This window comes from Pseudomonas sp. RGB (genome assembly GCF_007713445.1).
GTDB lineage: Bacteria > Pseudomonadota > Gammaproteobacteria > Pseudomonadales > Pseudomonadaceae > Aquipseudomonas.
Window position 1 is genome coordinate 1 of record NZ_VMSH01000012.1, and the last position, 15,156, is coordinate 15,156.

Sequence of the window (15,156 nt, forward strand, 5' to 3'; positions counted from 1 at the left end):
CCGTTAAACCACGCTGGCCGAACGCAGGTAGTACGGAGCGGGTAAACCGGCAGGACGCCGGTTTAGCCGCGACCGGCCCTAACCCAAATAACGGATAGGTACCAAGAACTCCAGACACCTTGCCCAATACATTCCCCCAGAACGCAAAAACGGCGCCCGAAGGCGCCGTTCTGTTTACTGCGTAGTCCTAAGCGATCAAACGCCCAGTACCGCGTGCTGCACCAGGGTGAGCAACGGTTGTGGGTACACACCCAGGAAGAACGCGAGCAGGGCGATGGCCAGCAGCATCACGCCACCGGCTTTCTGTTCCCAGTGCAGCTCGGCGTCCACACGGCGCAGGTTTGGCTCGATCAGGTACAGGGTGACCATCACGCGCAGGTAGTAGAACACGCCGATGGCGCTACCCAGCACGAGGGACGCCACCAACCACCATTCGTGGGCTTGGACACCGGTCGCGACGATGTAGAACTTACCGATAAAGCCTGCGGTCAGCGGGATACCGGCCAGCGACAGCATCATCACGGTGAGCACGGCAGTCAGGTACGGACGGCGCCAGAACAGGCCGCGGTATTCGTACAGGGCATCGGCATCACGGCCTTTGTACGGCGAGGACATCAGTGTGATCACACCGAACGCGCCGAGGCTGGTGATGACGTAGGTGACCAGGTACACGCCGATGGCTTCCACGGCCAGGCCTTTGCTCGCCACCAGGGCGATCAGCAGGTAGCCGAAGTGAGCGATGGACGAATAACCGAGCAGACGCTTGAGGTTGTTCTGGGTCAGGGCCAGCAGGTTACCAAACAGGATCGACGCAATGGCGATCACGGTCAGCACGTTGCTCAGCACGCCGGTGTTGGCGGCAGGCGAGATCTGGAACAGACGCACCATCACCGCAAACACCGCAACCTTGGAGGCCGTGGCCAGGAACGCAGCCACCGGCGCCGGGGCGCCTTCGTACACGTCCGGGGTCCACAGGTGGAAAGGCACCAAGGACAGCTTGAACGCCAGGCCGATCAGCATCATCGCCAGGCCCAGTTGGGCGATCGGCGCCGGGCTGTTGCTGGCGGCCAGGGCGTGACCGATACCGGTGAAGCTCAGGCTGCCGGCTTCTGCGTAGAGCAGGGCCATACCGAACAACAGGAACGCGGAACCGGCGGCCGACAGCACCATGTACTTGATGCCGGCTTCCAGGGAGCGCTTGTTGAAGAAGGCGTAGGCCACCAGACCGTAAGTCGGGATCGACAGCAGCTCCAGGCCGATGAACAAACCGGCCAGGTGCTGCGCGCTGACCAGCACGATACCGCCGGCCGCAGCCAGCAGGATCAGCAGGTACAGCTCTTCCTTGTTGCCCGGGTAGCCCGTGCCGCCTTCGCCGAGGTAGGCGTGGGCGAGGGTCACGCACGCCAGTGTGGCGACGAGGATCAACGCGATATACAGCAGCGCGAAGTCATCGATCATCATCAGCGGGGTGACCGCCAGTGGCGCAACCTTGAGTGCCGGGATAATCGACAGCAGGGCCAGGTTCAAACCGGCACAGGACAGCAGGAACGTTTGCGAGTGATTGCGGCGCCAGGCGATCGCCAGCATCACCACCACAATGGTGAGGCTGGTGATCAGCAGCGGCGCAAGCGCGATAAAGTGTTGGATCGTGAATTCCATAGCGCTCTTACCGTGCCGAAGCGAGTTGAGTGAAGGCGGTGCCGAACCACTGCTGCACGCCATGCATCGTCGCGGCAGAAGTGTCCAGGAACGGTTGCGGGTACACGCCGATGTAGATCAGCAGCACCGCAAGGCCGAGCACCATGATCAGTTCGCGAGCATCCATCCCGTGCAGGACGGTGTCGGACTTGGCCGGACCGAAGTACGCACGGTGGATCATGATCAGCGAGTAGACCGAACCGAATACCAGGCCGGAGGTAGCGATGGCGCTGATCCACGGCGTGTGCACGAACGAACCCATCAGGATCAGGAACTCGCCGATGAAGTTACCGGTGCCCGGCAGGCCCAGGGACGCGGCGGCAAAGAACAGGCTGATCGCCGGCAGGTACGCGATGCGCGACCACACGCCACCCATTTCACGCATGTCACGGGTGTGCAGGCGCTCGTACAGCTGACCACTCAGGATAAAGAGGGCAGCGGCCGAAACACCGTGGGCCAACATCTGGATCACTGCGCCTTGCAGCGCCAGTTGGCTGCCGGAGTAGATGCCGATCAGTACGAAGCCCATATGGGAAACGGACGAGAAGGCAATCAGACGCTTGATGTCGGTTTGTGCGAAGGCCAGGAACGCGCCGTAGAAGATCCCGATCAGACCCAGGGTCATGGCGATCGGCGCAAACTCGGCCGAGGCATTCGGGAACAGCGGCAGGGCGAAACGCAGCAGGCCGTACGCAGCGGTTTTCAGCAGGATACCGGCCAGGTCCACAGAACCTGCGGTCGGCGCCTGGGCGTGAGCGTCAGGCAGCCAGGAGTGGAACGGCACCACCGGCAGCTTCACCGCGAACGCGATGAAGAAGCCCAGCATCAGGATGTACTCGGTGGTCAGCGACATCTTGGTTTTCAACAGGTCGGCGTAGTTGAACGTGATCACGCCGGTGTTGTTGAAGTTGACCAGTACCAAACCCAGGATCGCCACCAACATGATCAGGCCGGAAGCCTGAGTGAAGATGAAGAACTTAGTCGCCGCGTAGATCCGGGTTTTCTTGCCGTCCGAAGAACTGTGACCCCAGAGCGCGATGAGGAAGTACATCGGCACCAGCATCATTTCCCAGAAGAAGAAGAACATGAACAGGTCCAGCGCCAGGAACACGCCGACAACGCCGCCCAGAATCCACATCAGGTTCAGGTGGAAGAAACCCACGTGACGCTGAATCTCTTTCCAGGAGCAGAGTACCGAGAGGATACCCAGCAGGCCGGTCAGCAGGATCATCAACAGCGACAGGCCGTCGAGGGCCAGGTGCACGTTGATGCCGAAGCGCTGAATCCACACGTGCTTGAATTCAAGCGCGAAGGTGGGATCGACACCCGGTGCCGGAGCAAATGAATAGTCGCCATGCGCCCACAGCCAGAGGCCGAGTGCGAGTTCCAGGGACATGGTCAGCAACGCAATCCAGCGGGGGAGGGTGGCGCCGAAGCGTTCACCCATCCAGCAGAGCAGGCCGCCGATAAAGGGGATCAGGATTAGCCAGGGCAGAATCATGACGGGCTCGTTTCCTTTCGCAAGTTCGCAAAGTACGCAATGTTCATAGTCAGACCGCTACCACAACGATGGCGCCGATCACCAGCACGGCACCGACGGCCATGGAAGCTGCATACCAACGCAGTTGGCCAGTCTCGCTGCGGCTCAGGGCGGTGTGACCGGCCTTGGCGGCACGCGGGATCAAACCGATGGTCTGGTCGAGCGGGTCTTTGCGCAGAATGTGGCTGATAGCAAGGTATGGCTTGACGAACAGCTTGTCGTAGATCCAATCGAAGCCCCAGGCGGCGAACCACCAGGCCGACAGGAAACGGCCAATGCCGCTGTTGGCAACCGCCGTCACGAAACGACGCTTGCCCAGGAACAGCAGCGCCGCCAGCAGGATACCGGCGATGGCGATGGCGCCCGAGGCGATTTCCAGGCTGTGCTTGGCTGCGCCGCCGGCGTGGCCAGCGCTTTGCGGCAGTACGCCGGCCAGTGGCGGGGTGATCATGGCGCCGATGAAGGTCGACAGGATGATCAGCACCGACAGTGGCAACCAGTGGGAGATGCCGTGGCCTGCGTGTGCTTCGGTCTTGGCTTCACCGTGGAAGGTGATGAAGATCAGGCGGAAGGTGTACAGCGAGGTCATGAAGGCACCGACCAGGCCTGCGTACAGCAGGTTCTGGTTACCGCTGGCAAAAGCTTCCCAGAGGATTTCGTCTTTGGAGTAGAAACCTGCGGTCACCAACGGCAGCGCAGCCAGAGCGGCACCGCCGACGATGAAGCTGGCATAGGCCAACGGCAGTTTCTTCCACAGGCCGCCCATCTTGAAGATGTTCTGCTCGTGGTGGCAGGCAACGATCACCGCACCGGAGGCAAGGAACAGCAGGGCCTTGAAGAAGGCGTGGGTCATCAGGTGGAAGATCGCCGCGTCCCAGGCACCGACGCCCAGGGCCAGGAACATGTAGCCGATCTGGCTCATGGTCGAGTAGGCGAGGATACGCTTGATGTCGGTCTGCACCAGCGCGGCGAAGCCGGCCAGTACCAGCGTCACGCCGCCGACCAGGCCCACCAGGTGCAGGATTTCCGGCGCCAGGGTGAACAGGCCGTGGGTACGGGCAATCAGGTAGACGCCGGCGGTTACCATGGTTGCCGCGTGGATCAGTGCGGACACCGGAGTAGGGCCGGCCATCGCATCCGCCAGCCAGGTTTGCAGTGGCAGCTGCGCAGATTTACCGACCGCGCCACCCAGCAGCATCAGGGTCGCCAGGGTGATCCAGAAATCACCGACCTGGAATTTCTGCGGCGCCAGCACCAGCAGTTCCTGGATGTTCAGCGTGCCCACTTGTTGGAACAGGATGAACAGGCCGATGGCCATGAACACGTCGCCAATGCGGGTAACGATGAACGCCTTGAGTGCCGCGTTACCGTTGTTGCGGTTGCTGTAGTAGAAACCGATCAACAGGTACGAGCACAGGCCCACGCCTTCCCAACCGAAGTACAGGAACAACAGGTTATCGCCCAGCACCAGGAACAGCATGCTGGCGATAAACAGGTTGGTGTACGAGAAGAAGCGCGAGTAGCCCGCTTCGCCGCGCATGTACCAGGACGCGAACAGGTGGATCAGGAAGCCCACACCCACCACCACGCCTAGCATGGTGATCGACAGGCCGTCGATGTAGATCGCGAAGTTGGGCTTGAAGCCCTCAACCGACATCCACTGCCACAGTACCAGGGTGTAGTGGCCGCCTTCGGGCGGTGCCACGTTGAATTGCCAGATGACGTAGGCGGCGACAATTGCCGACAGGCCAATGGAACCCACACCGATCAGGGCAGACAGGTTTTCCGACCAGCGTCCACGGGAGAACGACAGCAGCAGGAAACCGATCAGGGGAAATACGAAAGTCAGAAAGATCATGTTCATCCGCGCATCTCACTGGCAGCGTCGATATCAAGCGTGTGGAAGCGACGATACAGTTGCAGCAGGATCGCCAGGCCAATACTGGCCTCGGCGGCTGCCAGGCTGATCACCAGAATGAACATGACTTGTCCATCCGGCTGGCCCCAACGGCTACCTGCCACGATGAAGGCCAGTGCCGCAGCGTTCATCATGATTTCCAGGCTCATCAACACGAACAAAATGTTACGGCGAACCATCAGGCCGACCAGGCCAAGGCAGAACAGGATGCCGGCGACCGCCAGACCATGCTCCAAAGGGATAGCAGGCATCGTCATTGCTCCTTGGCTTCGTTGCGGCCCAAGTGGAAGGCGGTGATGGCTGCAGCGAGCAGCAGCATCGAAGCCAGTTCGACCACCAGCAGGTACGGGCCGAACAGGCTGACGCCCACGGCTTTGGCGTCTACGGTGGTGTGGCCGATGGCCTGGCCGCTCTGGTGAGCGAACAAGACATACAGCAGTTCACCCAGCAGCAGCGCTGCGAGGATGACCGGGCCAAGCCAGATGCCGGGCTTGAGCCAGACGCGTTCCTGGGCGACCGAAGCCGGCCCCAGGTTGAGCATCATCACCACAAACACGAACAGCACCATGATGGCGCCGGCGTAGGCGATCACTTCCAGGACACCGGCGAACGGCGCGCCGAGGCTGAAGAAGGTCATGGCCACGGCGATCAGCGAAATGATCAGGTAGAGCAGGGCGTGCACGGGGTTGGTGTTGGTGATCACGCGAAGCGTGGACACCACTGCAATACCCGACGCGAAATAGAAAGCGAATTCCATCTTTCTTCCTTAAGGCAGCAAGCTCTTCACGTTGATCGGCTCGGCTTCGTTTTGTGCGGCGCCCTTCGGCTTACCGGCAACGGCCATACCTGCAACACGATAGAAGTTGTAATCAGGGTTTTTACCGGGACCAGAGATCAGCAGATCTTCTTTCTCGTACACCAGGTCCTGACGTTTGAACTCGGCCATCTCGAAATCCGGTGTCAGCTGGATCGCGGTGGTCGGGCAAGCTTCCTCGCAGAGGCCGCAGAAAATGCAGCGCGAGAAGTTGATGCGGAAGAAGTCCGGGTACCAGCGACCGTCTTCGGTTTCAGCTTTCTGCAGGGAGATGCAACCCACCGGGCACGCCACGGCGCACAGGTTGCAGGCTACGCAACGCTCTTCGCCATCGGGGTCGCGGGTCAGCACGATACGGCCGCGATAGCGCGGCGGCAGGTACACCGCTTCTTCCGGGTATTGCAGGGTGTCGCGTTTGCGAAAGCCATGGCCGAAAACCATCACCAGGCTTCGCAACTGGGTACCGGTACCCTTAACGATGTCGCCAATATATTTGAACATGGGTCAAATCCTCACTGAACCGCGCCGGCTGGCGTGTTCAACAACACAACAGCAGCCGTCACCAGCAAATTGATCAGGGTCAGCGGCAGGCAGAATCTCCAGCTGAAATCCATCACCTGGTCATAGCGTGGGCGCGGAATAGAAGCGCGCAGCAGGATGAACAGCATGATGAAGAACGCCGTCTTCAAGAAGAACCAGAAGAACGCCAGTTGCGGCAGGATGTTGAACGGGCCGTGCCAGCCGCCGAAGAACAGCGTGACCAGCAATGCCGAGATCAAGATGATGCCGATGTATTCACCGACGAAGAACATGCCCCATTTCATGCCGGCGTATTCAATGTGGTAACCGTCGGCCAGTTCCTGTTCCGCTTCCGGCTGGTCGAACGGGTGACGGTGAGTCACGGCGACGCCAGCGATGAAGAAGGTACAGAAGCCAAAGAACTGCGGAATGATGAACCACAGGTTCTGCGCCTGGTACTCGACGATGTCGCGCATGTTGAACGAGCCGACCTGCACCACGATGCCCATCAGCGCCAGGCCCATGAACACTTCGTAAGACACGGTCTGGGCCGAAGCCCGCAAGCTGCCCAGCAGGGCGAACTTGTTGTTACTCGACCAACCGGCGAACAGCACCGCGTAGACCGACAGACCGGCCATGGCGAAGAAGAACAGCAAGCCGATGTTCAGGTCCGCGACGCCCCAGGTCGGGGTGATCGGGATAACGGCGAAGGCAATCAGCAAGGCGCTCATGGCCACGACCGGTGCCAGGGTGAAGATCACCTTGTCGGCAAACGGCGGGGTCCAGTCTTCCTTGAAGAACATTTTGAGCATGTCGGCAGCGATCTGGAACATGCCGAATGGGCCAACGCGGTTAGGACCGTAACGGTCCTGCCACCAGCCCAGCAGGCGACGTTCGACGAAGCTGAGCAGGGCGCCCGCAACGACCACGGCCAACAGGATCACGATGGCCTTGACGACCGAGATGATCACGTCGATCACTTCAGGGGTGAACCAGGTCATTGCGCTGCCTCCTGCAGACCGTCAACGGTTTGGCCAAAGATCGCAGGCGGAATGCCGGCGAGGCCTTTAGGCAGTGCAACCAGGCCCGCGCCCAACTCGTCATTGATGCGCAGCGGCAGACGCAGGGTCTTGCCACCGACGTTCAGGCTGAGCAGGGCACCGTCGTTGACGCCCAGGCGGTCGGCTTCGGACTTGGCCACGGACACGTAAGCGGCCGGGATGCGCTCTTGAACCGGCGCGGCTTTCGAAGAGGTCTCTTCGCTGCCGAACAGGTGGAAGAACGGCACAACCTGCCAGGTGCCCTGGGCCGGGTTGAACGGACGCGGTACGGCAGTGAACCAGTTCAGCGAGTCACCGGTGCTTTCGATCAGGCGCGTGCCCGGGTCGCCAGCACGGATGTGACCACCCACTTCGTCCTGGAACTTGTTCCAGGCCTGTGGCGAGTTCCAGCCCGGAGACCAGGCAAACGGCACCTGCTGACGTGGCTCGACCGAACCCGAGTAACCTTCCATCGAGAAGGCGAACGCGGTGTCAGGGTCTTGCGGTGTACGCGGTTCGTGCACGCTGATGTCGGCGCGCATGGCAGTACGACCGGAGTAACGCAACGGTTCACGGGCCAGTTTCAAGCCCTTGATGCGGAACGAGGCAGACGGTGCAGCATCAACGATACGTGCAAGCTGCGGGGCGCTTGCGGCGGCCGCTGCGGTGACGTGGTCAAGCTGGGTCCAGTCGATCGGCTGGTTCAGCAGGGTAGCGCGCAGGGCATGCAGCCAGCGCCAGCCTTCGTGAACCAGGATGCTGGCGTCCATGTACTTCGGATCGAACACCTGGAAGAAGCGCTGGGCGCGGCCTTCCTGGCTGACCAGCGTACCGTCGCCTTCGGCGAAGGTGGCGGCGGGCAGCACCAGGTCGGCGCGATCGCTGGTGGCGGTCTTCTGGTGGTCGGCAACGATCAGTACTTTGGCGGCATCCAGCGCGGCGTCGACCTTGGCCGAATCCGTGCGGGTGTACAAATCGTTTTCCAGCACCACGATGGCGTCGGCTTGACCGTCAGTCACGGCTTGCAGCGCGGCGTCCAGGGATTCGCCGCCGAGCATGGCCAGGCCGAGGCTGTTGGCTTCCGGCACGACCAGGCTGATGGAACCGTTCTTGTCACGCAGCTTCAAGGCTTTGGCGATGTTGGCAGCCGCTTCGATCAGTGCTTTGGAACCCAGCGAGGTACCGGCAATGATCAATGGACGCTTGGCGGCCAGCAGGGCGTCGGCGATGCGCTGGGCCAGTTCACCGGCTTCGGTGTCGAGGCCTTCGACGGCAGGCGCGCTGGCGTCCAGGGCGTGAGCCACGGCGAAACCGATGCGGGCCAGGTCGTCAGGTGCGGCGTGGACGCATTCTTCGGCGATGTCGTCGAGCTTGGTTTCAGCCAGGCTTGCAATAAACAGCGGGTTCAGCGCGTGCTGGCCGATGTTTTTCACCGCAGCGTCGAGCCAAGGCTGAACGCGCATGGCATCGGCCATGTCTTCGGCTTTGCCTTTGACCGACTGACGCAGCGACAGCGCGATACGCGCGGCGGTCTGGGTCAGGTCTTCACCGAGCACGAAGATCGCGTCGTGGTCTTCGATGTCACGCATGTTCGGCACCGGCAACGGGCTGTCGTTCAGCACTTGCAGGACCAGGCGAATGCGCTCCAGCTCAGCGGCTTCGATACCGCAGTAGAAGTGCTCGGCGCCGACCAGCTCGCGCAACGCGTAGTTGCTTTCGAGGCTGGCGCGTGGCGAACCGATACCGACGATGTTGCGGCCGCGCAGCAGCTCGGCGGCTTTATCCAGCGCGTCGTCCAGGCTCAGCTTGGCGCCATCGGCCAGCAGTGGCTGGCGCGGGCGGTCTTCGCGGTTGACGTAGCCATAGCCGAAACGGCCACGGTCGCACAGGAAGTACTGGTTGACCGAACCGTTGAAGCGGTTTTCGATGCGACGCAGTTCGCCGTAACGCTCGCCCGGGGAAATGTTGCAACCGCTGGAGCAGCCATGGCAGATGCTCGGCGAGAATTGCATGTCCCACTTACGGTTGTAGCGCTCGGAGTGAGTCTTGTCGGTGAACACACCGGTCGGGCAGACCTCGGTGAGGTTGCCGGAGAACTCGCTTTCGAGCACGCCGTCTTCAACGCGACCGAAGTACACGTTGTCGTGGGCGCCGAATACGCCCAGGTCGGTGCCGCCGGCGTAGTCTTTATAGAAGCGTACGCACCGGTAGCAGGCGATGCAGCGGTTCATTTCGTGGGAAATGAACGGGCCGAGGTCCTGGTTCTGGTGGGTACGCTTGGTGAAGCGATAACGGCGCTCGTTGTGGCCGGTCATCACCGTCATGTCTTGCAGGTGGCAGTGACCGCCTTCCTCACAGACCGGGCAGTCGTGGGGGTGGTTGGTCATCAGCCATTCGACAACGCTGGCGCGGAACGCCTTGGATTCTTCATCTTCGATGGAGATCCAGGTGTTGTCGGTGGCTGGCGTCATGCAGGACATGACGATACGACCACGGGTGTCGTTCTCGTCGGTGTACTGCTTGACCGCACACTGGCGACAGGCACCAACGCTACCAAGGGCTGGGTGCCAGCAGAAATAAGGGATGTCGAGGCCTAGTGAGAGACATGCCTGTAACAGGTTGTCTGCCCCATCGACTTCGAGCGCTTTGCCGTCTACGTGGATAGTGGCCATGGTTCAAAGTTCTTCGTTGGCCCGTTGTCAGCGGGCGTGGCTAATGGAATCTTGTTATTCATGTGCATCTACACAGCCATAAAGGCGTCAGCACATGAGAAGGCGAAGAGCACGGGCCCTTCGCCTTTTTAAGCGTTACGCACCAACCATGGTCGGTGTGACCACCTGATTCAGATCGCCGGCGCGCGCAGGTGCGATGCCAGCCTCGAATTCAGAGCGGAAGTATTTGATTGCGCTGCCCAATGGTTCCACGGCGCCCGGTGCGTGAGCACAGAAGGTCTTGCCTGGGCCGAGGAAACCGACCAGACCCAGCAAGGTCTCGATGTCGCCTGGCTGGCCTTCGCCTTTCTCGATTGCCATCAAGAGCTTCACGCTCCAGGGCAAACCGTCACGGCATGGGGTGCAGAAACCGCAGGATTCGCGGGAGAAGAACTGCTCCATGTTGCGCAGCAGCGAGACCATGTTCACGGTGTTGTCCACCGCCATCGCCAGGCCGGTCCCCATACGGGTGCCGACCTTGCCGATGCCGCCGGCATACATTTGTGCGTCCAGGTGCTCAGGCAGCAGGAAACCGGTGCCGGCGCCGCCTGGCTGCCAGGCTTTCAAGGTGTAGCCGTCGCGCATGCCGCCGGCGTAGTCCTCGAACAGCTCGCGTGCGGTCACGCCGAACGGCAGCTCCCACAGGCCAGGGTTCTTGACCTTGCCGGAGAAGCCCATGAGCTTGGTGCCCATGTCTTCACTGCCTTCGCGGGCCAACGATTTGTACCAGTCCACGCCGTCGGCGATGATCGCCGGCACGTTGCACAGGGTTTCCACGTTGTTTACGCAGGTCGGCTTGCCCCACACGCCTACGGCGGCAGGGAAGGGCGGCTTGGAGCGCGGGTTTGCGCGGCGGCCTTCGAGGGAGTTGATCAGTGCGGTTTCTTCACCGCAGATGTAACGCCCGGCGCCGGTGTGCACGAACAGTTCAAAGTCAAAGCCCGAACCCAGGATGTTCTTGCCCAACAGGCCTGCAGCCTTGGCTTCTTCTACGGCACGGGTGAGGTGCTTGGCGGCGGTGGTGTATTCGCCACGCAGGAAGATGTAGCCCCGGTAGGTTTTCAGCGCACGGGCGCTGATCAGCATGCCTTCGATCAGCAGATGGGGCAGTTGCTCCATCAGCATGCGGTCTTTCCAGGTGTTGGGCTCCATTTCATCCGCGTTGCACAGCAGGTAGCGGATGTTGATGGATTCGTCTTTGGGCATCAGGCCCCACTTAACGCCCGTGGGGAAGCCTGCACCGCCGCGGCCTTTGAGGCCGGCGTCTTTCACGGTCTGGACGATGTCGTCCTGAGCCATGTCGGCGAAGGCTTTGCGCGCGGCGGCGTAACCGTTCTTGGCCTGGTACTCGTCGAGCCATACAGGCTCGCCGTCGTCACGCAGGCGCCAGGTCAGCGGGTGAGTCTCGGCCGAACGCTTGATCAGGTTGGCCGGGCCGAAAGATGTAAGGGTCATGGGTAGCCCTCGAGCAATTGGGTCACGCCAGCAGGCTGCACGTCACCGAATGTGTCGTCGTCGATCATCAACGCCGGCGCCTTGTCGCAGTTGCCCAGGCAGCACACCGGCAGCAGCGTGAAGCGCCCGTCCGCGGTGGTCTGGCCGAGGCCGATGCCCAGTTTGTTCTGGATCTCGCTGACCACTGACTCGTGGCCACCGATGTAGCAGACCATGCTGTCGCACACGCGAATGATGTGGCGGCCCACCGGCTGACGGAAGATCTGGCTGTAGAACGTGGCCACGCCTTCAACGTCGCTGGCCGGGATGCCGAGGATCTCGCCGATGGCGTAGAGGGCGCCGTCCGGCACCCAGCCACGTTCCTTCTGGACGATTTTCAAGGCCTCGATCGACGCCGCGCGCGGGTCTTCGTAGTGATGCAGCTCGTGCTCGATGGCCGAGCGCTCGGTTTCACTCAGGGTGAAACGATCTGTTTGGATAAGCGTGCTGTTCATGCTTAGCGGTCCACGTCGGCCATAACGAAATCGATACTACCCAGGTACGCAATCAAGTCCGCGACCATCTCGCCTTTGATCACCGAAGGGATCTGCTGCAAGTGCGCAAAGCTTGGGGTACGAATCCGGGTGCGGTAGCTCATGGTGCCGCCATCGCTCGTCAGGTAATAACTGTTGATACCCTTGGTCGCTTCAATCATCTGGAAGGATTCGTTGGCCGGCATGACCGGGCCCCACGAAACTTGCAGGAAGTGCGTGATCAGGGTTTCGATGTGCTGCAGCGTGCGTTCTTTCGGCGGCGGCGTGGTCAGCGGGTGATCCGCCTTGTACGGACCTGCCGGCATGTTGCGCATGCACTGCTCGATGATCTTCAGGCTCTGGCGCATTTCTTCGACGCGCACGATGCAACGGTCGTAGGCATCGCCGTTGGCCGCCAGCGGTACTTCGAATTCGAAGTTCTCGTAGCCGGAGTACGGGCGTGCTTTACGCAGGTCGAAGTCGCAGCCGGTGGAACGCAGGCCGGCACCGGTGACGCCCCATTCCAGGGCCTCTTTGGTGTTGTACTGCGCGACGCCGATGGTACGACCCTTGAGGATGCTGTTGTCCAGCGCGGCTTTCTGGTACTCGTCCAGACGCTTGGGCATCCAGTCGATGAATTCCTTGACCAGGCGCTCCCAGCCGTTTGGCAGGTCGTGCGCCACGCCGCCGATGCGGTACCAGGCCGGGTGCAGACGGAAACCGGTGATGGCTTCGATAACCTTGTAGGCGCGCTGACGGTCGGTGAAGGTGAAGAACACCGGGGTCATGGCGCCAACGTCCTGGATGTAGGTGCCCAGGAACAGCAGGTGGCTGGTGATCCGGAAGAACTCGGCCATCATGATGCGGATGGTGTCGACGCGGTCCGGCACCTTGATGCCGGCCAGCTTCTCGACCGAGAGCACGTACGGCAGGTTGTTCATCACGCCGCCGAGGTAGTCGATACGGTCGGTGTACGGAATGAAGCTGTGCCAGGACTGACGTTCGGCCATCTTCTCGGCACCACGGTGGTGGTAGCCGATGTCCGGCACGCAGTCGACGATTTCTTCGCCGTCCAGTTGCAGGATGATCCGGAAGGCACCGTGGGCCGAAGGGTGGTTCGGGCCCAGGTTGAGGAACATGTAGTCCTCGTTGGTGCCGGAGCGTTTCATGCCCCAGTCTTCCGGACGGAAGCGTGCAGCCTCTTCTTCCAGCTGCTGCTTGGCGAGCGTCAAGCTGAACGGATCGAATTCGGTGGCGCGCGCAGGGTAGTCCTTGCGCAGCGGGTGACCTTCCCAGGTGGGCGGCATCATGATGCGCGTCAGGTGCGGGTGGCCCGGGAAGTCGATGCCGAACATGTCCCAGACTTCGCGCTCATACCAGCTGGCGTTCGGCCAGATGCCGGTGATGGTCGGAATGCTCAGGTCGCTTTCGGACAGGGCAACCTTGATCATCACGTCGCTGTTACGCTCCAGCGACATCAGGTGATAGAACACGGTGAAATCGGCGCCGCTCGGCAGCCCCTGGCGCTTGGTGCGCAGACGCTCGTCCACGCCATGCAGGTCATAGAGCATGACGTACGGCTTGGGCAGGTTGCGCAGGAAAGTCAGGACTTCGACGAGCTTGGCACGCGCCACCCACAGCACCGGCATACCGGTGCGAGTGGCCTGGGCGGTGAAGGCGTCAGGGCCAAAACGGTTATTGAGTTCGACAACCACATCCTGGTCGTCTGCCTTATAAGGCGGGATGCGTCGAGCACTGCCTGTAGTCATGGTTTTTTATCGCTTTCGGTCAACGTAAAGAATGAAGCCAGGTTTTCGTTCTATAAAAGAACCGGTGCTGGATCAGACTTCGTCGGGGCTGCGCAGGTTGGTGACTGCGATTCGCTGTTCGCGGCGCTGTTCCTTTTGTGACGGCATCTCGGCGCGATACACGCCTTGATCGCCGACAACCCAGGAAAGTGGGCGACGCTCCTTGCCAATCGATTCCTGCAACAGCATCAAGCCTTGCAGAAATGCTTCGGGGCGGGGAGGGCAGCCAGGCACATAGACGTCCACGGGCAGGAACTTGTCCACCCCTTGAACGACGGAGTAGATGTCGTACATGCCACCGGAGTTGGCGCACGAACCCATGGAGATAACCCACTTTGGCTCGAGCATTTGCTCGTAGAGACGCTGAATGATCGGCGCCATCTTGATAAAGCAGGTGCCGGCGATAACCATGAAATCCGCCTGGCGCGGTGATGCCCGGATAACTTCGGCGCCAAAGCGCGCGATGTCGTGGGGCGCCGTGAAGGCGGTGGTCATTTCCACGTAGCAGCACGAAAGACCGAAGTTGTACGGCCACAGGGAGTTCTTACGCCCCCAGTTGACCGCGCCACTCAGCACGTCTTCGAGCTTGCCCATGTAGATGTTTTTGTGGACTTGGTCTTCTAACGGGTCGGAAACGGTTTCGCGTTCGCCGATTGGGTACTGCTCGTTAGGAGCATCCGGGTCGATCCTGGTGAGATTGTATTGCATCGCCAAAGCCTCATTGTTTCAGCTTCGCTTGCCGCTTGCGACGAGCTTCCGGAGCCCAGTCAAGGGCGCCCACTCGAAATAGGTAGACAAGGCCTGCCAACAGAATTGCTATGAAAACGAGGGCTTCGACGAATCCGGTCCAGCCGCTTTCGCGGACGGACACAGACCAGGCAAAGAGAAAGAGGGCTTCGATATCGAAGATCACGAACAGCATCGCGACCAGATAGAATTTGGCTGAGAGCCGCAGGCGGGCGCCACCTGTAGGCAGCATGCCGGACTCGAACGGTTCATTTTTGCTGCGGCCCCAGGCTTTTGACCCGAGGAGGCTGGAGACACCAAGCATGAAGGCGCAAAGGCCGACAACACCGAGGAGGAAAATGGCAAAGCCCCAGTTGTGGGCCATGAGTCCTGTCGCTTCGGTCATGCTGGAAAT

At 61.0% G+C, this 15,156-nt stretch carries 13 protein-coding genes; all 13 read right to left on the bottom strand.

The window, feature by feature from the left end; genetic code table 11:
* Window positions 1–195: 195 nt before the first annotated feature.
* The 13 genes from nuoN to FPT15_RS22235 all read right to left on the bottom strand — a co-directional run bounded on the left by nuoN (window position 196) and on the right by FPT15_RS22235 (window position 15,147).
* Complete coding sequence (gene nuoN / locus FPT15_RS22175) at window positions 196–1,659, bottom strand: NADH-quinone oxidoreductase subunit NuoN (protein ID WP_145164678.1); 1,464 nt, start codon at window positions 1,657–1,659, stop codon at window positions 196–198.
* A 7-nt stretch (window positions 1,660–1,666) separates the two neighbouring features.
* Complete coding sequence (gene nuoM, locus FPT15_RS22180) at window positions 1,667–3,199, bottom strand: NADH-quinone oxidoreductase subunit M (RefSeq protein WP_106579875.1); 1,533 nt, start codon at window positions 3,197–3,199, stop codon at window positions 1,667–1,669.
* Window positions 3,200–3,248: 49 nt separating this feature from the next.
* Complete coding sequence (gene nuoL / locus FPT15_RS22185) at window positions 3,249–5,102, bottom strand: NADH-quinone oxidoreductase subunit L (RefSeq protein ID WP_145164680.1); 1,854 nt, start codon at window positions 5,100–5,102, stop codon at window positions 3,249–3,251.
* Window positions 5,099–5,407 (bottom strand): NADH-quinone oxidoreductase subunit NuoK, encoded by a 309-nt coding sequence (gene nuoK / locus FPT15_RS22190; protein ID WP_003219560.1) that lies wholly within the window; start codon window positions 5,405–5,407, stop codon window positions 5,099–5,101. The genes nuoL and nuoK overlap by 4 nt, the downstream gene beginning before the upstream one ends.
* Before the next feature lie 2 nt (window positions 5,408–5,409).
* Window positions 5,410–5,913 (bottom strand): NADH-quinone oxidoreductase subunit J, encoded by a 504-nt coding sequence (nuoJ, locus tag FPT15_RS22195; RefSeq protein ID WP_017137519.1) that lies wholly within the window; start codon window positions 5,911–5,913, stop codon window positions 5,410–5,412.
* 9 nt (window positions 5,914–5,922) lie between these two features.
* Window positions 5,923–6,471 carry an NADH-quinone oxidoreductase subunit NuoI gene (gene nuoI, locus FPT15_RS22200; RefSeq protein WP_003174725.1) on the bottom strand — a complete coding sequence of 183 codons (549 nt, stop codon included), beginning with the start codon at window positions 6,469–6,471 and terminating at the stop codon, window positions 5,923–5,925.
* 11 nt (window positions 6,472–6,482) lie between these two features.
* A complete protein-coding gene (nuoH, locus tag FPT15_RS22205; protein WP_053256843.1) occupies window positions 6,483–7,490 on the bottom strand; it encodes an NADH-quinone oxidoreductase subunit NuoH in 1,008 nt (335 codons plus the stop codon).
* Window positions 7,487–10,201, bottom strand: a complete 2,715-nt coding sequence (gene nuoG / locus FPT15_RS22210) for an NADH-quinone oxidoreductase subunit NuoG (RefSeq protein ID WP_145164682.1) — start codon at window positions 10,199–10,201, stop codon at window positions 7,487–7,489. The genes nuoH and nuoG overlap by 4 nt, the downstream gene beginning before the upstream one ends.
* A gap of 135 nt (window positions 10,202–10,336) precedes the next feature.
* Entirely contained in the window at window positions 10,337–11,695 is a 1,359-nt protein-coding gene (gene nuoF / locus FPT15_RS22215; RefSeq protein ID WP_106579872.1) for an NADH-quinone oxidoreductase subunit NuoF, read from the bottom strand.
* Entirely contained in the window at window positions 11,692–12,189 is a 498-nt protein-coding gene (gene nuoE, locus FPT15_RS22220) for an NADH-quinone oxidoreductase subunit NuoE (RefSeq protein WP_056861694.1), read from the bottom strand. Before nuoE ends, nuoF begins: the two co-directional genes overlap by 4 nt.
* 2 nt (window positions 12,190–12,191) lie before the next feature.
* Entirely contained in the window at window positions 12,192–13,976 is a 1,785-nt protein-coding gene (gene nuoC, locus FPT15_RS22225) for an NADH-quinone oxidoreductase subunit C/D (protein ID WP_106579871.1), read from the bottom strand.
* 72 nt (window positions 13,977–14,048) lie between these two features.
* A complete protein-coding gene (locus tag FPT15_RS22230; RefSeq protein ID WP_003174719.1) occupies window positions 14,049–14,723 on the bottom strand; it encodes an NADH-quinone oxidoreductase subunit B family protein in 675 nt (224 codons plus the stop codon).
* Between the two features lie 10 nt (window positions 14,724–14,733).
* Window positions 14,734–15,147, bottom strand: a complete 414-nt coding sequence (locus FPT15_RS22235; protein ID WP_003219575.1) for an NADH-quinone oxidoreductase subunit A — start codon at window positions 15,145–15,147, stop codon at window positions 14,734–14,736.
* Between the last annotated feature and the right edge of the window lie 9 nt (window positions 15,148–15,156).